This window comes from Streptomyces sp. NPDC020489, assembly GCF_044386545.1.
Lineage (GTDB): Bacteria > Actinomycetota > Actinomycetes > Streptomycetales > Streptomycetaceae > Streptomyces.
This window is the reverse complement of the sequence record NZ_JBIRUZ010000019.1, coordinates 75,839-94,297: the sequence shown is the minus strand read 5'-3', so window position 1 is coordinate 94,297 and position 18,459 is coordinate 75,839. Positions and strand designations below refer to the sequence as shown.

Annotated in this window: 16 protein-coding genes and 1 pseudogene; 9 read left to right on the top strand and 8 right to left on the bottom strand. The window is 69.4% G+C overall.

Translation table 11 applies throughout. The features are described 5' to 3' along the window. Positions 1-124 precede the first annotated feature (124 nt). Positions 125-438: pseudogene (locus ACH41F_RS37060) on the top strand (transposase); the annotation flags it as partial. A 35-nt stretch (positions 439-473) separates the two neighbouring features. Here the strand turns inward: ACH41F_RS37060 and ACH41F_RS37055 are convergent. Then, the gene (locus tag ACH41F_RS37055) at positions 474-1,040 is read right to left on the bottom strand and encodes a GNAT family N-acetyltransferase (RefSeq protein WP_391231424.1); all 567 of its coding nucleotides are present in this window, start codon (positions 1,038-1,040) and stop codon (positions 474-476) included. 74 nt (positions 1,041-1,114) lie between these two features. Further along, positions 1,115-2,053 (bottom strand): MerR family transcriptional regulator, encoded by a 939-nt coding sequence (locus ACH41F_RS37050; RefSeq protein ID WP_398839484.1) that lies wholly within the window; start codon positions 2,051-2,053, stop codon positions 1,115-1,117. A gap of 138 nt (positions 2,054-2,191) precedes the next feature. Here ACH41F_RS37050 and ACH41F_RS37045 point away from each other — a divergent pair, with 138 nt between their 5' ends. Next, positions 2,192-3,310 carry a hypothetical protein gene (locus ACH41F_RS37045; RefSeq protein WP_398839483.1) on the top strand — a complete coding sequence of 373 codons (1,119 nt, stop codon included), beginning with the start codon at positions 2,192-2,194 and terminating at the stop codon, positions 3,308-3,310. 377 nt (positions 3,311-3,687) lie between these two features. Here the strand turns inward: ACH41F_RS37045 and ACH41F_RS37040 are convergent, their stop codons facing one another. Further along, positions 3,688-4,383: a TetR/AcrR family transcriptional regulator gene (locus ACH41F_RS37040; RefSeq protein ID WP_398839482.1), complete on the bottom strand. Its 696-nt coding sequence runs from the start codon at positions 4,381-4,383 to the stop codon at positions 3,688-3,690. 318 nt (positions 4,384-4,701) lie between these two features. Here ACH41F_RS37040 and ACH41F_RS37035 point away from each other — a divergent pair, with 318 nt between their 5' ends. After that, positions 4,702-5,394, top strand: a complete 693-nt coding sequence (locus ACH41F_RS37035) for a DUF899 family protein (RefSeq protein ID WP_391231417.1) — start codon at positions 4,702-4,704, stop codon at positions 5,392-5,394. A gap of 159 nt (positions 5,395-5,553) precedes the next feature. Here ACH41F_RS37035 and ACH41F_RS37030 read toward each other — a convergent pair whose 3' ends face one another. Then, positions 5,554-6,042, bottom strand: a complete 489-nt coding sequence (locus ACH41F_RS37030; protein WP_398839481.1) for a hypothetical protein — start codon at positions 6,040-6,042, stop codon at positions 5,554-5,556. A 181-nt stretch (positions 6,043-6,223) separates the two neighbouring features. On the opposite strand from ACH41F_RS37030, the gene ACH41F_RS37025 reads away from it, so the two are divergent. Next, positions 6,224-6,805 carry a YdeI family protein gene (locus ACH41F_RS37025; RefSeq protein WP_398839480.1) on the top strand — a complete coding sequence of 194 codons (582 nt, stop codon included), beginning with the start codon at positions 6,224-6,226 and terminating at the stop codon, positions 6,803-6,805. Positions 6,806-7,233: 428 nt separating this feature from the next. Here the strand turns inward: ACH41F_RS37025 and ACH41F_RS37020 are convergent, their stop codons facing one another. Beyond that, positions 7,234-7,563, bottom strand: a complete 330-nt coding sequence (locus tag ACH41F_RS37020; protein WP_391231413.1) for an ArsR/SmtB family transcription factor — start codon at positions 7,561-7,563, stop codon at positions 7,234-7,236. 180 nt (positions 7,564-7,743) lie between these two features. On the opposite strand from ACH41F_RS37020, the gene ACH41F_RS37015 reads away from it, so the two are divergent. The 5 genes from ACH41F_RS37015 (at position 7,744) to ACH41F_RS36995 (ending at position 14,420) form a co-directional block, all read left to right on the top strand. Continuing rightward, positions 7,744-9,372 carry an MFS transporter gene (locus ACH41F_RS37015; RefSeq protein ID WP_398839479.1) on the top strand — a complete coding sequence of 543 codons (1,629 nt, stop codon included), beginning with the start codon at positions 7,744-7,746 and terminating at the stop codon, positions 9,370-9,372. 25 nt (positions 9,373-9,397) lie between these two features. Then, positions 9,398-10,966 carry an FAD-dependent monooxygenase gene (locus tag ACH41F_RS37010; protein ID WP_398839478.1) on the top strand — a complete coding sequence of 523 codons (1,569 nt, stop codon included), beginning with the start codon at positions 9,398-9,400 and terminating at the stop codon, positions 10,964-10,966. Positions 10,967-11,107: 141 nt separating this feature from the next. Next, a complete protein-coding gene (locus ACH41F_RS37005; protein ID WP_391231407.1) occupies positions 11,108-12,133 on the top strand; it encodes a ScbA/BarX family gamma-butyrolactone biosynthesis protein in 1,026 nt (341 codons plus the stop codon). A gap of 162 nt (positions 12,134-12,295) precedes the next feature. Further along, complete coding sequence (locus ACH41F_RS37000; protein ID WP_398839477.1) at positions 12,296-12,958, top strand: HAD family hydrolase; 663 nt, start codon at positions 12,296-12,298, stop codon at positions 12,956-12,958. A gap of 259 nt (positions 12,959-13,217) precedes the next feature. Beyond that, positions 13,218-14,420 (top strand): cytochrome P450, encoded by a 1,203-nt coding sequence (locus ACH41F_RS36995; RefSeq protein ID WP_398839476.1) that lies wholly within the window; start codon positions 13,218-13,220, stop codon positions 14,418-14,420. 393 nt (positions 14,421-14,813) lie between these two features. On the opposite strand, the gene ACH41F_RS36990 is transcribed toward ACH41F_RS36995, so the two are convergent. The 3 genes from ACH41F_RS36990 to ACH41F_RS36980 form a co-directional block, all read right to left on the bottom strand. Beyond that, complete coding sequence (locus ACH41F_RS36990) at positions 14,814-15,530, bottom strand: SecDF P1 head subdomain-containing protein (protein ID WP_398839475.1); 717 nt, start codon at positions 15,528-15,530, stop codon at positions 14,814-14,816. Then, positions 15,527-16,075: a SigE family RNA polymerase sigma factor gene (locus ACH41F_RS36985; protein ID WP_391231402.1), complete on the bottom strand. Its 549-nt coding sequence runs from the start codon at positions 16,073-16,075 to the stop codon at positions 15,527-15,529. Before ACH41F_RS36985 ends, ACH41F_RS36990 begins: the two co-directional genes overlap by 4 nt. A gap of 452 nt (positions 16,076-16,527) precedes the next feature. Next, positions 16,528-17,874, bottom strand: coding sequence for an FG-GAP and VCBS repeat-containing protein (locus ACH41F_RS36980; protein ID WP_398839474.1), 1,347 nt, complete (start codon positions 17,872-17,874; stop codon positions 16,528-16,530). Positions 17,875-18,459 lie beyond the last annotated feature (585 nt).

Here is an 18,459-nt window from a genome sequence, read left to right as displayed (position 1 = left end):
CTGTCCGCCCTTCCCGGGCTCGGTCACAAGCACGGCGAACCCCGGCTCCTCCACGAGCAATGCTCAGATCCTGTGCATCGGCCCCGGGAGGACGTACCTTCCCGGGCGATTGATCGATAGGTCACCGAGCAAGATCAAGAAGATCGCGGACGATGCGGACGAGCTGCTGGCGTTCTACGACTTCCCCGCGAGCACTGGATCCATCTGCGGACCACGAATCCCATCGAGTCGACGTTCGCCACGGTGCGGCTGCGGACCAAGGTGACGAAGGGTGCCGGCAACCGGGCCGCCGGGCTGGCAATGGTTTTCAAGCTGGTCGAGTCAGCCCAGGCCCGCTGGCGGGCTGTGAACGCACCCCACCTCGCCGCTCCGGTCCGTGCCGGGACCCGCTTCGAACGCGGCCACCTCGTCGAACACCCCGAGACCCTCTCGGCGTGAGCAGCCTCAGCCGATCCACAGAAGCCGGGAGGATCTCAGGCACTCGGGCGCCGTATGTGCAGGTGGCCATCGCGAGGGAAGGAGGGCGGTGCCGCGGGCAGGATGGTGTCGAAGTCGTAGCGGCTCTTCTGTGCGACCCGGCACGATGCCAGGTTGTCCACCTGGTGCAGGAGTTCGAGACGCTCCAGCCCGTCGGCTTCGAAGGTGTCGAAGGCCCAGCTGGTGAGTGCCTCCAGAGCGCGGGAGGCCACTCCCCGCCCGCGAGCGTGCGCCGCGGTCCAGTAGCCCACTTCGGCCGCCGGTTTGCCGGAGGTGACTTCCTTGAGGACCACGTTGCCCACCAACTGTTCGCGAACTGAACCGGGTTGTGTCTCAAGGACGGCGAAACCGAACCGGTCCCCCGCTGCCCAGCCCTGCTGCTGAACCTGCACCCAGCGTGCCCCGTCGGCATCGTTGTCCACGACAGAGTTCGCCCACTGGCGCAGTGCGGGATCCCGGCTCACCTCGACCAATGCGGCAACGTCCTCCATGCGCCAGGGGCGAAGGACGAGAGCGGGAGAGACCGGCGACGCGGCCACCTGAAGTACGACCGGGGCACTCATCAACGGACCATATGTGGGGGCGTTTCCTCCCGACGCCAGCCGCGTCCGCCCCATGCCGCCTTGCGACCGCCCCGTCATCGCTGCGTCCGGACGCGCAGAGCCTGGACGGACCAGTCGAACACTGGAGCCAGGCTCTCTGGGGCCGGCCAGCCGTTGACCACTGCGAGCAGCTGGAGGTACCGCTCCCTGCGGGGGTCGTTCACGCTCTCCAGCCGAGTCGCCAGCCGACGGCGAAGCTCGACGTCGTCGGGGCGGCCGAGGAGGTTCGCGTAGTGCGCCGTGAACGCCGCGACGATCGGATCGGCCTCGGGCGAGGCCGGGTCGATGCCGGCGGTCAGGGCCGGGCCGGCCTGGTCACGGACGGCTGCGGCAATGTCGCGGCGCGGGCCCATCATGTCGCTTCGGGTCTGCTCGGCTGCCTGGTCCTCGGCCATCAGCCGCAGCCTGGCGCGGAAATCCAGGTCCAGGGATATTTCGGCCAACTCCACCCACGCCCGGACCTGCTTCGCCTCGGGGTTGTCGGGCAACTCTGGGGTCATCGAGCGCATGACCCCCGCGAATTCGGGGGCGGCGTCAAGACCGCCGAAGACGGCGTCTAGGAAATCGCCGATCAGACGTCGGCGTTCGTCCTCTGAAAGCTGGGCCAGCCGGTGCATGAGTTCCGTCTCCTCAGGTGTGGACCCGCGCTCGGCCACCGCTGTCAGCACCGCGCGCCGCAGGCGCAGGACGCGGATCTGCACTTCCAGTGCTTCGGCGTGCGCCGCGGCGACCTCGGGAAGCGACAGCTCGCGGTCCACGACCTTGCGGATCGTGGGCAGGTCCAGTCCCAGCTCACGCAGGGTCCGCACGAGGTCCAGGCGTGCGACGGCGTCGATGTTGTAGAGGCGGTAGCCGGCCGGGCTGCGGTCCGTCGGCGCCACGATTCCGCGATCGGAGTAGAACCGAATGGTCTTGACTGTGAGACCGGTCCGTCGAGCGAGTTCGCCGATCGAGTAGAGCGTGTCGCCGTCCATGCCCCCACCTTTGCGTCTCCCCCTACTGGAGACTCAAGTCCCTTCGCCTGCCAGCAGGCAACCACTCCTCATCCACAAGTCCTAGCAATTCCCCTCCTCCACGGACACATCGCCTTCGGCGACGGACTACGTGGCCCAGTGTTTCGATGGACAGAGTCCTCGGCCCGTCAATTTTGGGTGTCCCCTGAGCTGCCACGCACCGAGTTCTTCACGGAACTTCGGCCAGAGGTACTTTCAAGGAGCGTCATCACAGGAATACGGCAGCCACGGAACAAGTGCTCTGCGCTGTCCGTCTCCGGTCGCGTCCTGGACGGTCACGGCCAGCCGATCGAGGGCGCCAGGATGGAGATGTTCCACGCCGCCGACAACGGCAAGTGCTCCGGGCTCTACGACGACGGGGTGCCCAAGCACAACCTGCGCGCGCACCAGTTCACCGGCGCCGACGGCCGCTACGCCTTCACCACCATCACCCCGTCGGCCTATGCCGAACCCCTCCTCGCCGCCGTCGAGGGAATCGCCGAGGTCTGCGCGCCCCTCGGACGCCGCCTCTACCCCCCGGCCCGCATCCACTTCGAGGTCCACCACCCCGACCTGATCGCCCCCTGGGCGGGCGAGATCTACTTCAAGGGAGACCCGGTCATCCCCGTCGACTTCGTCGGTGCGAAGAAGGCGCCGCTCTCCCTGCAGGCCGACTCCGTCCTGCACGAAAACCCCCAGGACGTCGCCGGTGCCGGCTTCCAGAACCCGTACCGCACGCTGGAGTTCGACTCCGTCCTCAAGGCCCACACCCCAGCCCCGACGCCATCAGCCCGAAGGGGACGACGGCATGAGCCCCGAGGACGCGACCGCCTGGTCGCTGTCCCGGCTCAACACCGCCTTCTACCACCACGACGACCGCCGCGAACACGACGCAGTGCTGGAACTCTTGACGCCCTGTACGAGGTTCACGGACGCACGCTCCGCGGCCACGCCGAGATCCCGCACGCGCTCTATGCCCGCCCCGGCCCGGAACAGCAGACCAGCCGTCACATCCCGGGCGTCACACACTTCCGCACCGTCGGTGCCGCCACCGCCCAGGGAACCATCCCCCTGCTCGGATACGGCGGACTCACCCCCACCAGACCAGGGCCGGCTCCCTGCACGGTGGCAACCGGCGGCCACATCTTCGAACTCTCCAACCACTACCAACTCGGCAGCGGCAGCTGGAAGATCGCCCACCGCACAGCCCGCCAGATCCTCACTCCGGTCCGCGACTGACCGTCCGACCATCCGCACCGCGGAAGCGTCGCCCAACGACCGGCCCCCCCGGCGGTATTGGTGCCATGGTGCGATCCGGAATCCGTGGCGAGCCGCGCTCTCCGGACTCCCCTGTCAGGTACGGACGCGGAGGAAGGAAGCCTCCTTGGTCAATGTCCGTGGCCCCCGGCGTCACGGACAATGGGCCGGAGTTCTCGAAGATCCCCGAGGTACGGGAGCAGATGTCCCAGACGGCATTCCAACGCCTCGGCGAATCGCCAGCGGCGGCAGCCTCCTGGGGTAGACCCCGTCACCGCCTTCCTGTCGTTCTCGCAGCGGCCGGCGCACCTCACCACGGCGCCCGTCAGCAAGCCACCTGGGCGGATCGGGTACGACGATCAGCCGCTCTTGCCCGGCTGCGGCGGTGCGGTGCCCTGGCCGGCACGGAGCATAGCCTCGTAGAGGAGTTCGTGCCCGGGTGAGGCGGGCAGGGCGCCGCGCGCCGCAGCCTCCAGGGACTGGATGAACAGGGCGACCACGCGTCGCCAGGCGTCGGGCGCGGCGTCGCCGCAGGCGTTGACGACGCCGGCGTTGGCCATGTGGATCAGCACCAGGTCCGAGGGGTCGAAGTCGTCGCGCAGGCGGCCAGTGGCCTTGGCCCGGTCGATGAGGCGCAGCATGGCCTCGTACGCCTCGTTGCGGCGTTGCTCCAGAACCTTGGCCGTGGGAAAGGTCATGGTCAGGACGTCGGCGAAGCCGTTGTCGGCGGCCTGCATCGCGCAGGCGGACTCGATGTAGCCGACGAAACCGTGCCAGGGATCGGGGTCCTCCAGGGCCGTGGTGACCGCGTCGGCGTAGGCGGCCATGCGGTCGGAGAAGACGGCGTCGACCAGTTCCTCCTTCGTCGGGAAGCGGCGGAACATGGTGGCGATCCCCACCCCTGCCTCCCGGGCAACCGAGGCCATGGAGGCATTCAGGCCGTCCCGTGCGAACACCGTGCGCGCCGCGGCGATGATCCGCTCGCGGTTGCGCTCGGCGTCACTGCGCAGAGGCTGAGCGATGGGATCGTCGGCGTGCTGGGCGCCTGGGTTCATACCGGCCAGTCTAGCAATCGGATTGGTCTATCCATTTTTACTACTACGCTGGCCGCAGAGGGAATCGGAAGCGCTATCCGCCTCAAGAAACGGATAGGGATTCCAGTCTTTGCCCAGCCGCCGGAACAAGCCGCCGAAGGATCTCGGTACGGGCTCCGATCGTTCCCAGCCCGCGCGGTGCGCACTTCACCCTCCGCCTCCCGGCGTGCGGGGACGTAGTTCTGTGGCTGCAAGGGGCGGCTCGGGCCGATGAGTTCCGGGCCCCGGCGGGGTCTACCTCTGCACGAGCGAGATCTGCACACGATTCTGTGAGGGACCATGACCACCCACGCACTACCACCCGTCGTCGACGCCGCGACCTGGGAGCGCCAACTCGAGGCGCTGCGTGCCCGGGAGAAGGCCGCGACGCGGGAGCTGGACGCCATCGCCGCCGAACGTCGTCGTCTGCCGATGGTCGAGATGCCCGACTACACCCTGGAGGGCGAGAACGGCCCCGTTCGGCTGGCGGACGTCTTCGAAGGCAAGAGGCAACTGATCGTCTACAACCACATGTGGTTCGCCGGCAAGGAATGGCAGTGCCCGGGCTGCACGGGGTTCACCTCGCAGTACACCCGCCTGGAGTTCCTGGACAACTACGATGCGCGATTCGTCATCGTCACCCAGGGCCCGATCAAAGAGGCACTCGCCTACCGGCAGCGAGTCGGCAACCAGATGACGTGGTACTCGACTGCCAACAGCTCCTTCGGGGCCGACGTCGGCGCACCGCCCGACGCGGGATTCGCGGTCAACGTGTTCCTGCGCGACGGCGACACCGTCTATCGCACCTGGCACACCAACGGCAGAGGCACCGAACAGCTCAGTCACACCTTTCCGCTGATCGACGTGCTGCCGTACGGACGGCAGGAGGAGTGGCAGGACTCCCCCGACGGCTGGCCCCAGTCGCCCACCTACAGCCGCTGGGCGACGTCCAAGGACATCGCTGCGCTCTATGGCCCGGGCTCCAGCGACTGACTGACCTGCATCACGATCGGCGAGCGGGTCAACTCGGTGATGCTGTCGGTATGCGACGGGTTGACCAACGCTCGGCGTCCCCGCAACTGCCGGACGAGTTGCTTGCGCGCAGCTCGCCCGGGCCTCCTCGGCCTGTGGAATGTGGTGGCGGCCCGGTCGCTACGGCAGGGCCAGCCACGTGTACAGGGCGCCCGCGAGCGCCACGGCAATGCTGACGAACGCCACCCATCGGCCCGAATCCAAGCCCAGTAAGGTCGGCGTCGGAGGGCGTCCAGCCTGTTCACGCTGGTTGAGCCGCATCGCCTCCAGGTTCAGTGCATCGGCGAGACGACCCTGGAGCTCAGTAACCGCTTCGGCGGCAAGCTGCGCGGAAGTGCGCAGCCTGGAGGTCTCCAGATCGGTTACCGCCACGGCGACCGCCGCGATCACGCCCATAGCGCCGGCAAGTCCGTATTGCCTGGCCTGCACGGCGACACCGTAGGCGGTGCCGAGGATGGCCAGCCACAACACGAGAATCTGAAGGAACAACACCGCACGGCCACGCCGGTTCTCGTACCAGCGCCATGCGTGGTCCAGCGCGACGGCCAGTGTTTCCCGCTCCCCCTCGGACATCGCCACACCATCGCAGAGCAGACGATCAGCGTCCACGTTTCGGCCAACTCTCAGTCGGTCAACGAGAGCTGACATGCCGTAACACCGGCTGCAGCAGGGCGAAGCTCGTCAGGTAGTGGTCGGTCCAGTCGCCTGCGGCGGCCGCTTGAGCGGGTCACCTTAACGGTGCGCTCAAGTAGGTCAGTAACTGTCCTACAGGGCCTCTAGTCTGCGGTTTATGCAGAAGTACGAGGACGGCGTCGAGATCCTTGTCCCCGCGAGCCCGGCCGAACTTGAGGCCTGGCTCGAAGCGCATCACGGTGAACGCACCGCGCTCTGGGTGAAGATCGCCAAGAAGCACACCGGCATCCCGTCGCTCACCTGGGAAGAGATGGTCGACACGGTGCTCTGCTTCGGCTGGATCGATGGTCTGCGGCGCGGCTTTGACGACACGTACTTCCTGCAGCGCACGACACCCCGCCGTCCCCAATCCGCCTGGTCGCAGGTGAACGTCGACAAGGCCGAGGCCCTCATCGCTGCAGGCCGGATGCGCCCCCGCGGCCTCGCCGAGATCGAGGCGGCGCGAGCCGACGGCCGCTGGGAGAGGGCATACGCCTCGCAGAAGAATGCCACCGCCCCGCCGGATCTCGTCGAGGCGCTGGACGCGAACCCGACGGCACGGGCGTTCTACGCGACGCTCAGCAAGTCCGACCAGTTCGCCCTGTACTTCCGCCTGGTCACCGCCCGCACCGAGAAGACCCGGCTGGCCCGACTGGAGCGGATGGTGGCGACGATGGCAAGATCCGAGCGGCCATCATGATCAAAACGCCCGGCAAACGGCAGTACGCCGTCAGCGGGCGCGTCCGGGACATTGGCCGCGCCACTGTCCGAGGGCGCTCGGGTGCGGGCAGCAGGGCGACACCAGACCCGGCCTGCTCAGCGATCTCCGGCCTGGCATCCCGCGCTGCTGGATGAAACAAAGGGAGAAAACGACCCCTCAGGGACACATGGATCCCAATGACGCACCCCAGTCGAATATCCCCGAGATCACCGAAAAGATGATGCCCGGTATCGACGGAAAAATATTCGCCAAGCGGCACCCAAAACCAGCCACGCATCAAAGTGCATGCTACAGTCATTTGTCGCACGGGTTATGCGTGCGTAACCGTGGCCGCATGCCGCGAATATGCAGAAGCGCGGAAAGGGATCGCAGGGCAGGCGTCATCCCGCCCCTGCGACGCGCGCTCGTCAGTGTTCGCGCGGAGGTGCCGGATTCTTCTTGATGAGGTCGAGAAGTCCAGGGAAACGGGCTTCAAGATCGGCTTTGCGCAGTTGTGCCATCCGGCTGTTGCCCCGGTCGACCTGACGGATCAGGCCCGCCTCGCGCAGGATGCGGAAGTGGTGACTCCGGGTGGACTTGGTCACCGGCAGGCCGAACGACGTGCAGTGCCGCTCGGTGCCCTCAGGTTCCCAGGCGAGCGTCGAGATGACCTCGTAGCGCAGGCGATCGGACAGGGCGTGCAGGACGGTCCGCAGGTCCATCTCCTCACATGAGGGGTGCCCCTCTGAGTCGGGCATCGCGTGAACTCCTTCGGTCGATGCGGGCGCACCGCAGGTCAGGGAATCGTACGGGCGGGTCGACCGTCGGTGGTCGAGCGCGATTAGGTTCTAGTTGCATCGTACCTGGCGGTCGTGGCAGCGTAAGGTTCGGTCAAAAGCGAACCTCGGTTCGTCCGCCAGACTCATACGGAGCGATCATTGTCCACACAGACTGAACCCTCGCCCGCCGGAGGCGGCGCCGCAGGCGCCGCCGAGCCCGGCCAGTCCGCGGGGGCGGGGGCCACGCCCCGGCAGACGCTGACGCTGCTGATCGTCCTGCTCGCCGTCTTCGTCGTACCGACGTCCATCTCGGGCACCGCGGTCGCCCTGCCCGACATCGGCGCGGACACGCACGCGACCCTCGTACCGCTGCAGTGGGTCGTCAACGCGTTCAACGTGGCCTTCGCCTGCTTCACCCTCGCGTGGGGCTCGGTCGCCGACATCATCGGCCGCGTGCGGGCCTTCGGCCTGGGCGCGGGGATCTACGCCGTGGGCTCACTGGTCAGCGCCCTCGCAAGCAACGTGATCATGCTGGACGTCGCCCGGGCCATGGCCGGGATCGGGGGCGCGGCGATCTTCTCCTGCGGCAGCGCCATCCTGTCCACCGTCTTCGACGGCCCGGCGCGCGGGAAGGCGTTCGCCCTCTTCGGCACCGTCGCCGGCATCGGTGTCGGCATCGGGCCGTCGCTCTCCGGTGCGCTGGTGCAGGGTGTGGGCTGGCGCTGGGTCTTCGCGCTGCACACCCTCGCCCTCGGGCTGGTGCTCCTCGCCCTGCCGGTCATCGCCCGTCGGACCACCGAGCCGCGCCGCGCGGGCGCCCGCATCGACGTGCTCGGCAGCGTCCTGTTCATCCTCGCGATGCTGCTGCTCACCACGGCGATCGTGCAGGGGTCGCAGTGGGGCTGGGCCAGTGCCGGCGTGCTCTCGCTGTTCGCCGGGACCCTGGTGGCTCTCGCCGTCTTCACCGCCGTCGAGAAGCGCCGCGACCACCCCATGCTCGACCTGAGCGTGCTGGCCAACGGCCGCTACCTCGCACTGTGCCTCGTACCGGTCGCCGCGTCCTTCGGCTTCGTGACGATGCTGACCTACCTGCCGAGCTACCTGACCGCGGTGGGCGGCTACAGCAGCGGCACCGCCGGACTGATCATGGTGCTGCTCACCCTGCCGGTCTTCGCCTGCCCGATGCTCGCCGCCAAGCTGGTCGCCCGCGGTGTCTCGGCCCTCACACTGATCTACGTCAGCCTGGGCTGCCTCGTGGTGGGAGACGCCACGCTCACCCTCTTCGGGCAGAACGTGGCCCTCATGGTCGTCGCCGTGCCGATGCTCGTCACCGGTGCCGGAATGGGGCTGTCCGCGGGGCTGGTGGACGGCCAGGCGCTGGAGATCGTCGCGCCGGAGAAGGCCGGCATGGCGGCCGGCTTCCTCAACACGCTCCGCCTGGGCAGCGAGGCGATCGCCGTCGCGATCTACGGATCACTGCTGGCCACGGTGCTGGCATCGCGGATGCGTGACGGCATCGGCGACTTCCCCGGCGCCGGGGGCCCGGCGACCGTGGCCAACGAGGTCGCCGGCGGCAACCTGACCGGTCCCGCCTCCGCGGTGGACGCCTCGTCGCGCGGCGACTTCACCGACTTCCTGGTGCGGTCCTACGACTCGGCGTTCCACACCATCCTGTGGGTCCTGACCGGCATCTGCCTCGTCCTGTTCCTGGTCATCGGCGCGCTGGTGCGCGCCAGCCGGGACGGACGCGAGCCGTTGGCCGCGACCGGATCACAGGCAGCGGGCTGACCGGCGGCCTTCGAAGGAGTCAATCATGTCCTCGACACAGCACTACGGTGTCGCCGTCGTGGGAGGCGGCCCCGTAGGGATGCTGCTCGCGACCGAACTGGGCCTGCACGGGATCAGCACGGTGGTCCTGGAGAGCAACGCCGCGACGGTGGACCAGCCCAAGGCGGGAACCCTGCACGCGCGCACCGTCCAGTCCCTCGCCCGGCGCGGCCACCTGCCCGCGCGGCGCGGCGGGCGTCTGGACCAGCTCACCGCCGACGCCTTCCACTTCGCCGGCATGCCCGGCCTGACGATCACGGCTCCCGCCGTCGAGGGCACCCCCATCGCCGGACGAACCCAGGCCGACCTCGAGCGGGCGTTCGAGCGGCGTGCGCGGGAGCTCGGGGTCTCGATCCGGCGGGGCCACCGGGTCGTCGCTCTGTCCCAGACCGCCGACCTGGTGGAGATCACCGCCGAGCAGGCCAATGGCGGGCGGGTCGTCGTCACCGCCGACTACGCCGTGGGCGCGGACGGGGCCCGCAGCGCGGTACGGCGGCTGGCCGGCATCCCCAGCGACGACCACCCGCCGACCGTGGCGGCCCTGCTCGGGCAGGTCCGCCTGCTGGACCCGACCGGCACCCCGCCGGGATGGCACCTGACGCCCCGCGGATGGACGGTGATCAACGTCAATCCCTTCGGGTACAGCCGTGTGATCACCTTCGATTTCTCCGGGCCGCACACCGACCGGCACACGCCCGTGGGCCTGGACGAACTGCGTGCCACCGCGAGCCGCATCGCGGGGCAGGACATCCCGATGGCCGACGCCGTCTTCACCAGCCGGTTCAGCGATTACACGCGGCTGACCCGGCAGTACCGGGACCGGCGGGTCTTCCTCGCCGGGGACGCCGCCCACGTGCACTTCCCGGTGGGCGGACAGGGACTCAACCTCGGCCTCCAGGACGCCATGAACCTCGGCTGGAAGCTGGCCGCGACCCTCCGCGGACACGCGGGGCCGGGCCTGCTCGACTCCTACCACGAGGAACGGCATCCGGCCGGGCAGCGAGTCGTGGACAACACACGGGCCCAGCTCGCCCTCATGCGGCCGGGCGCCCAGACCGATCCCCTGCGCGCGCTCTTCCGCGAACTGCTGAGCCTCGACCAGGTGAACGCCCATCTCGGCGACATGATCAGCGCCCAGGAGACCGTCTACGGCTCCGCGCCCGGCTCGCCGTGGGAGGGCCGCTTCCTGCCCAATCTGCCGTTGACCGCCGACGGCCGGGAGACCTGCGTGGCCGAGCTGCTGCACCCGGGCCGCCCCGTGCTGCTGCTGTTCGACGGGGTGGACCCGGGGTGCGTCCGGGCGGCCGCCGGATGGGCGCACGCCGTGGACGCCGTACGGGTCCACTCGCCGGAACCCCTTCCGTGGGGCGCCCTGCTGGTGCGGCCGGACGGCTACGTGGCCTGGGCCGGCTCCCGGTCGGCGGACGAGGAGGACGGCGTGCGGTCGGCGCTGCGGAAGTGGTTCGGCGCCCCCCGGCCGGCCGGAAACGCAGTGTCGTCCGGGCCTGCGGCCGGAGCCGTGACGGTTGCGGCGCCGGGGGTCTCCGCCGGATGACGACGGCCGCGGCCCACGCAATGCCCGTCGATGCAAATGCGGCGAGGCATAGATCACACAGGGATCCGTGATTCAGGCTGGAAAAGAGCCTCAACGCTGGTACGATTTATATCGAACCTAGGACTGAAGGGGGAGATTTACTTGTCCAGGCCAACCCTCACCGGCCTTTCCTATTCGGCTACGGTTTCCCGAAAGCTCGTCCACCGGGCCGCCGTCTGTGAGGTATTTCTGACCGACACGAAACGTGAATCCAACGAGAGATTCCTCGTCGCGGCGCAGCTTCCCCGAGTGCACAGCTACTACAGCGACCACCTCGCCACGCCCGCGGCCTACGACCCTCTGCTGCTGCTCGAGGTGTTCCGCCAGACGTCGATCCTGGTGGCCCACGAGCACCTGGGCGCACCGACCGACAACAAGTTCTCCTTCAACGACGGCGACCTCGCGGTGCTCGACCCCGAGGCGCTCCGCATCGGGGACACGCCCGGTCACGCCCTGCTCGTCGTAGAGGTCGAGGCAGAGAAGCGCCGCCGCGGCGACCTGGTCGGCGTGACGCTCCGGATGGGGCTGGCCCTGGACGGACGCGACGCCGCTTCCATGACCATGACCATCCAGTGGATGCCCCCGATGGTCTGGGCTGACCTGCGCGAACGCGGCAGAGCCGCCCTCGGCCTCGGCAGCGAGCCGGCGCGTGCGCCTCAAGCCGCCCGGCGGCTGCTTCCCGCCTCGGTCGGACGGTACTCGCCACATAACGTCGTCCTGTCGGAGTCGGCCGTCATCGGCCGCGAACTGGTGGCCAAGGTACTGGTGGACCAGTCACACCCCGCCCTGTTCGACCACCCGCTGGACCACATCCCCGGCGCCCTGCTCTTCGAGGCGTACCGGCAAACGGCCCTGCACGCGGCACACGAACTGCTGGGCCTGTCCCCGCACCGGCTCACCATGATGCGCTGCCTCGCCGCCTTCACCCGCTTCGGCGAGTTCGAGATACCGGCCATCTGCCGGGCGGAACTGGTCGAGGATCCCGACCATCCGGGCGTGACCTTCCGTATGGAGATCGCGCAGGACGACGTAGTGATCTCCACCGCCGAGATCGGCCTTCAGTGCGCCACCCCCATCGGCCACCGACTCGTCCCCGAGACCGCGCCGTTGGCCGTCCAGGTCGGCTGAGCACTCCACCCCCACCCCGCGGCCCCGCCGTGACCAGTGCTGTCCCGGACCGCGGATCTCCTCGAACCCGCCAGCAGCAGCGCCCGCCGTCGACGCCCGTGTCGGCCCCGGGCCGCCGGGCGGCTTCGCGCAGCACACCCTCTCCCCAGGAAGCACATCAGCATGCCCACACCCATGCCCATGATCTGGTTCGACTTCGGCGGGGTTCTCTCACCGCCCCTCGACGACCTGTACGACGACTACCACCGAAAGACGGGGATCACACCCGACCAGCTCAAAACCGCCATGCGAGATGTCGCGGCGGAGATGAACATGCCGACGCTGGCCCCCGTCGAACTCGCCGTCATCACCGAGGCGGAGTGGGGCCGCCGCCTGGCCCAGGCCCTGACCCGCAGACACCCCGGCATCGACCTGTCCCGCGCACGGCTGGAGACCTTCGGCGAGCAGTGGTTCGACGGCGTCGTCGCCAACCCCCTCATGGTGTGCGCCCTGCGCTACGCCCGGGACAACGGCTTCCGCGTCGGGATCCTGTCGAACAACGTAGTGGAGTGGGAGCCCTACTGGCGGCCCATCATCGAACCCGCCGGGGAGCTGGACTGCCTCATCGACTCCTGCAAGGTCGGCGTCCGCAAGCCCGACCCCAGGATCTTCGACCTCGCCGCGAAGACGGCCGAAGCCGAACCCGGCGACTGCGTCCTCATCGACGACCTCGCCGAGAACTGCGAGGCCGCCCGCTCCCGGGGATGGCAGACCGTGCACTTCCGCGACAACGCCCAGGCCCTCGACGAACTGCGCCGCGTCACCGGCCTGCCCAGCATCATCTGACCCCGCCCGCCTCGCGGCAGACGCGGCCGGCCCGAAGGCCGACTCTCCACCGGCCCCGCCACGCCCGGAGCCTGCGACGAACTGCGCCAGATCACCGGCCTGCCCAACTCGTCCGACACCCCGCCTGCCCCGCACGGCACACGTGTCCGGCCGAGAGCCGACTTCACCGGCCCCTCGCACACGGCAGCCGGAGCCCCGCGCCGAACCGCCGGACGGTTCCTTCCCCGCCGACTTTCCCGCCGACGAAACGAGATTCGTCATGACCACCAGCACCGCCCCGGCCATCACGGTCGCGGACATACCCCACCTGGACGCATCGCCCGTCTACACCCTGCGGCCGGACCGCTCCGCGGGTGGCCTGCCGCAGGTCACCCTGCCCAGCGGGCACGCCGCCGTGCACCTGACCCGCTACCGGGACGTCCACAAGGTGCTCACCGACCCGACGTTCGCCCGAGCCCGCACCAACGTCGAGGACGGCCCCAGCTTCCTCCCCACGACGATGCCTCCGGAACTGCTGCTCAACCTCGACACACCGGACCACGCACGGATGCGCGGCTTCGTCACCGCCGACTACAGCGCCGCCGGCGTGGAGCGACTGCGTCCCACCGTCGAAGCGGTCATCGACGACCGGTTCGCCGCCCTGCGCTCACAGGACAGCCCCGACCTGTTCCGTACCGTCCTCGACCCCTTCCCCGTGACGGTCAACTGCCACTTCCTGGGCCTGCCGCTGGACGACATCGCCTACTTCCGGCAGTACTCCCGCACCGTCCAGATGGCGTCCAACGACGACATCCCCCACCTGCTCGACCACTTCTGGAAGATCTACCACTACGTCACCGACCTGGTCACCGGCGCCCGTCCGGTCAGCCCCGACGGCCTGGTCGCCCGGTTCGTCGCCGGACGCGACCGCGCAGAACCCCCGCTCACCGACAAGGAACTGGTGGGCCTGCTGCTCGGCTCCGTCCTCGGCGCGGACCAGAACGTGCTGTCGTTCCTCACCAAGGCCGTCTACGTCCTGCTCTGCTCCCCGCGACTGTGGCAGCGGCTGGTCGACGAACCCGACATCGCACCCCGGCTGGTGGAGGAACTGCTCCGGCTCATACCGCTCGGCACCATCTCCACCTTCCCCCGGGTCGCCACCCGCGACCTGGAGACGAGCGGCGGCCTCGTCCGCGAGGGCGACGTCGTCTACGCGGACGCCTTCGCGGCCAACCGCGACCCGGAGGCCTTCCCCGAGCCGGAGGTCATCGACCCGGACCGCCAGGGCAAGCGCCACCTCCAGCTGGGCTACGGCATGCACCACTGCATGGGTGCCGCGCTGACCCGCCTGGAGATCACCACGCTGCTCACCCGCCTGGCCCGCGAGTTTCCCACACTCACCCTCGACGCCGACCCCCAGTCCCTGCCCTGGGACCACGGCACCCTGCTGCGCCGCCCCACCTCACTCCCGGTGCGCTGGTAGCCGCCCCCGCAGGACCCCCGCTCACCTCGGGGACGGAAGACAACGAACTCGGTGCCCCAGGCCAGACCCGGGGCACCGAGCTGTCTCCCCCACCCGGCCGGAGGCCAAGCATCCCGACTCATCAACGGCGGGGACGCCCAACGGAGTTCAAGGACGGTTTCTCAGCGGTCTGCCGCTCAGGACCCGCTGGCCTCGCCCCCTCCTTGGATCGCGAGACCGCCAAGCGACGCCGCGGCATGGGCACTCGCTGACTGCGAGACGGCAGCAGCACCGCCGCGTGGCCCACGGGTGACGCACAATCTGGCCGCGCGCCGCGTCACTTCTCGGTGTCGATGCCCTCGCGGGCATCAGCCGAGTCCAGCGCAAGGGCACGACCACGACCCGCACCGGCTGTCAGTTCGGGTCCAGCCGGTGGGCGAGGTCGTGGGCGGCGGCGCCGGTGAGGTCTCCGGCGTAGGTTCCGACGATCTCGATACGGCCGCCGGTGATCGACGAGGTCACGGAGGGGGTGCCCCAGAGCTTGCCGTCGACGACGATGGCGATTTCGTTGCGTGGGACCGGGGCCGACGCGACGGACCCGGTGAGGGCGGCGAAACGCGTCCGGTCGGCGGAGTCGAGGGTCACCTCGACCCGCCAGGTGCCGTCGGCACCGCTCTTGTCGGCCTTCGCGGAAGCGACCTGGACGTCGGTCATGCCTCTGGCGCGGTCGGCCTGGACGCAGAACTCCGGGTGGGACGCGCTCGCGGGCACGGGGTAGCCGTCGCTGCCCTGGGCACAGGCGTGCTCGTTGGACGCGGTGACCGGCAGGAAGGAGATCAGGGCCGCCTTCCCGGAGTTCGTGGTGTCGACCCCTGCGGCAGGCTGACCTACGTGGGCGCGCGGGGTCACGGCGTCCGCCACGGCCATCCCGGCGGTGGCGACCGCGACGGCGGCGACGACGCCGATACCGGCACGGGACAGCCGCTGCCGCCGCCGGGCAATCCGCAACGCGCCGTCGGCTAGGCCGACCAGATAGGCACCGGCGACGTCCCCGCCGCTCCCCCGGACCTGGGCGCGCAGAGCGTCGTGCAAGGCCGTTTCGTGCAGCGGGTGTTCGGTCGAGTCGTTCATGCGACGACGCCCCTTCCGGAGGCGGTGGAGGAGGCGGCCGACTGACCCGGCTCGGCCAGGGCGCTACGGAGAGATGCCAGGGCCTTGTGGGTCTGGCTGCGGACCGTCCCCTGGGCGACACCCAGAATCGCGGCGATCTCCGCGTCCGGTCGGTCCTCGAAGTAGCGCAGCACGACCACCGCACGCTGACGCTTGGGCAGCCGCCGCAGCGCCGCCATGATGTCCTGCCGCTGGGCCACGGTGTCGGCCCAGTCGGCACCCTGCGCGGACGGCTGGTCCGGCAAGGTGTCGGTGACCGTCTCCCGTCCCCAGCTGCGCAGCCGGAAGCGATCCACTTGGGCGTTGTACAGCGCCCGGCGCACATAGATCTCCGGCTGCTCCCGGTCGCGCAGCTTCGACCAGCGTCGAGCGGTGGCGGCAAGCGCGGTCTGCAGCAGGTCCCGGCCCTGCTCCCAGTCCCCGGTGAGCAGGTAGGCCGTGTGCAGCAGCGATCTCGACCGTGCCGCCACGAACTCGCGGAACTGGCGTTCCTCGTCGGCGTTCAATGCGCCCTCCCTCGTTCCCCTGTAAAGACGGGCGCGAAGGCGGGTTCGACTGCCCCGCCGGCCAGACTTTCTCGCTCCAAGCCCTCCGGACTCCTCGCAGAGGCAACATGACGGCCCCAAACGGTCAGACCATGGAGCCGCCCCGACCCCTCACGCCGATACCTGCACGGCGCCCGAGCCCGGGATCGTCTGCCCGGACGACGGCCCAGAGTTCACCGCCCCGCAGCAACAGGTGCGGACCGAGGATTCCGTCACTGAGGGCACTGCCCCGAGCCCCCGGCATGGTTACGGCCCTCGGCGTTGCTGTTGGGGCTTCGCCCCTGCACCGAAGTGGGCCCGGTGCAGGGGCGAAGCCCCGTTTCAGGGGCGCGGGGAACTGCGCGAGCGGCCACGACGCGGCCGCACTCCTACGAACAGAGCCAACGCCCGGGCAGCTGGGCGGGAGGCCGGGCCTACTGGAGCATGCCCCAGATGAGGTCGGTGTCGGCGTCGGTCACACCGGTCGTGGTGACGCCGGACGACGTGCCCGGGAAGCGCAGCGAACCGTTGATGGCGCCGACGTAGAGGTCGGCCTTGCCGTCGCGGTTGGTGTCGCGGAGGCGGACCACGTCGCCGAAGCAGTCGTTCCATGCGACGTCGCCGGGGACGCCGGCGGTGTTGCGGGCGAGCCACTTGGAGTTGGTGCCGGTGACCCCGCTCGCGCTGCCGCGCAGGACGTGAACGCCGCCCTCGGTCGTCTCCTGGCTGATCTTCTCTCCGTAGACGCCGATGGCGAGGTCCTTGTAGCCGTCACCGTTGATGTCGGCGGCCGAGACGGAGGAGCCGAACGAGTCGCCGGACTCCGGGGTGCCGGCGACGTTGGTGGTGGCCTGCGTGATACGGGCAGTGGTGGCGGGGCCGGTGGAGGAGCCGTACCAGAGGGACACCCGGCCCTGGTAGTTGTTGTACATCTGGCTGCCCGCCGCGAGGTCCCCGTAGCCGTCCTTGTTGAAGTCGGCGATCACCGCCTCGCTGGGGTCGCCGTAGTCCGTGACGAGGCGCAGGGTCTTGCCCGCGCTGAGCGTGGAGCCGCCCTTGATGAACCACGCGTCCGTGCCGAAGCTGTTGGGCTCGTCGTTGATTCCGATGATGACCAGATCGGTCTTGGAGTCCCCGTTCATGTTGCCCGAGACCAGGGAGGTGGGCGCGAATCGCGTCGTCTTGTCGTGGCTGGTGACCGAACCTGCCACACCGGTGCGCGTGATGCTGCGGTAGACGTAGACCTTGCTCCCGCTGATCGCGGCCAGGTCCTTCTTGCCGTCGCCGTTGAAGTCGCCGGCGGCGAGGTCGCGGCCGAAGCGGGCGTTCGCCACCTTGGCGCCGGCGTTGGGGATCGTGGTGCCGCCTGAGAGGCCGGTCGCGCTTCCCCACAGGATGACGACGCCGCCCTCGTCCGTGCGTCCGTCGACGTCCTCGCGCGACACCGACACGGCGAGGTCCCCGTATCCGTCGGCATTGAAGTCGGCGGGCACTCGGACGTCGCCGAACTGGTCCTCCGTCTCGTCGGAGCCGGGGACGCCGGGGCTGTCCTGGGTGATCACCTGGGTCTGGGTGCCGGGTCCGGAGGCGGTACCGAAGGTGATCTGGACGCCGCCGCCCTTGCTGTGCTGCTCGTAGGTGTAGCTGGCGTAGTCGCGGTAGCCGTCGCCGTTGAAGTCGTCCGCGTACTTGGCCGCCGCCGCGCTGGCGGGAGAAGCCGTGAGGACGGGGGCGAGGGACGCCACGAGAAATGCCGCGCAGGCTGCGGGGCGAATGCGCATGAAATGTCTCCTGATGATTCTCTGCGACCACTCCTGTGCCGGTTGATGCCCAAGGGACCACAGAGCCAGGAGCGGTTAATGATCAGAAGACAGTCGGACGGGGGAAAAGGTTGCAGGCGGCGCAGCCTTGATTCGGTGGCCGTCGACGGCAGTGGGCCGCCCGGTCCCGTACAGACGTCCCACGGACGGTCTACCAGGCGTTCACCCCGCTGGTCGTTGACGAGTGGCTGCCTGCCCAACAGGTGAGCGGGGAGGTCTGGGAACGCACGGTCAGTGCGGGGTTGTCCTACCCCTGGTGTTACGACTCCTCCCCCGGCGCCAAGGACGGGGGTGGCTCCAGTCGCTGCTCGTGTGCCTCACGGAATCGCGACGAAGTGATCCTGCTGCTGGCTCTGGCCGAGCGGGAGGGCGCCGGCCGCCTGGGCGTTCACGGAAAGGGCCGAGGCCGCCGCGCGCCGCGGTGTCTGCTCGATCCCCGAGGGGTGGGCCGGGAGGTGCCGGCGCGGTCGCCGTCGGAGCGGTGCTCTCGCACCGTGCCTACGGCCGCGTGGCCACCCGCGCCGGCCGAGGGTGCGGTCGTGCGGC

What these genes read in the sequence shown, in the direction of transcription:
- ACH41F_RS36990 (WP_398839475.1), bottom strand. Translation starts at nt 15,530, where the DNA reads ATGAACGACTCGACCGAACACCCGCTGCACGAAACGGCCTTGCACGAC.
- ACH41F_RS37050 (WP_398839484.1), bottom strand. Translation starts at nt 2,053, where the DNA reads ATGGACGGCGACACGCTCTACTCGATCGGCGAACTCGCTCGACGGACC.
- ACH41F_RS37020 (WP_391231413.1), bottom strand. Translation starts at nt 7,563, where the DNA reads ATGCCCGACTCAGAGGGGCACCCCTCATGTGAGGAGATGGACCTGCGG.
- ACH41F_RS36980 (WP_398839474.1), bottom strand. Translation starts at nt 17,874, where the DNA reads ATGCGCATTCGCCCCGCAGCCTGCGCGGCATTTCTCGTGGCGTCCCTC.
- ACH41F_RS37025 (WP_398839480.1), top strand. Translation starts at nt 6,224, where the DNA reads ATGCAGAAGTACGAGGACGGCGTCGAGATCCTTGTCCCCGCGAGCCCG.
- ACH41F_RS37035 (WP_391231417.1), top strand. Translation starts at nt 4,702, where the DNA reads ATGACCACCCACGCACTACCACCCGTCGTCGACGCCGCGACCTGGGAG.
- ACH41F_RS37010 (WP_398839478.1), top strand. Translation starts at nt 9,398, where the DNA reads ATGTCCTCGACACAGCACTACGGTGTCGCCGTCGTGGGAGGCGGCCCC.
- ACH41F_RS37055 (WP_391231424.1), bottom strand. Translation starts at nt 1,040, where the DNA reads ATGAGTGCCCCGGTCGTACTTCAGGTGGCCGCGTCGCCGGTCTCTCCC.
- ACH41F_RS37000 (WP_398839477.1), top strand. Translation starts at nt 12,296, where the DNA reads ATGCCCACACCCATGCCCATGATCTGGTTCGACTTCGGCGGGGTTCTC.
- ACH41F_RS37040 (WP_398839482.1), bottom strand. Translation starts at nt 4,383, where the DNA reads ATGAACCCAGGCGCCCAGCACGCCGACGATCCCATCGCTCAGCCTCTG.
- ACH41F_RS36995 (WP_398839476.1), top strand. Translation starts at nt 13,218, where the DNA reads ATGACCACCAGCACCGCCCCGGCCATCACGGTCGCGGACATACCCCAC.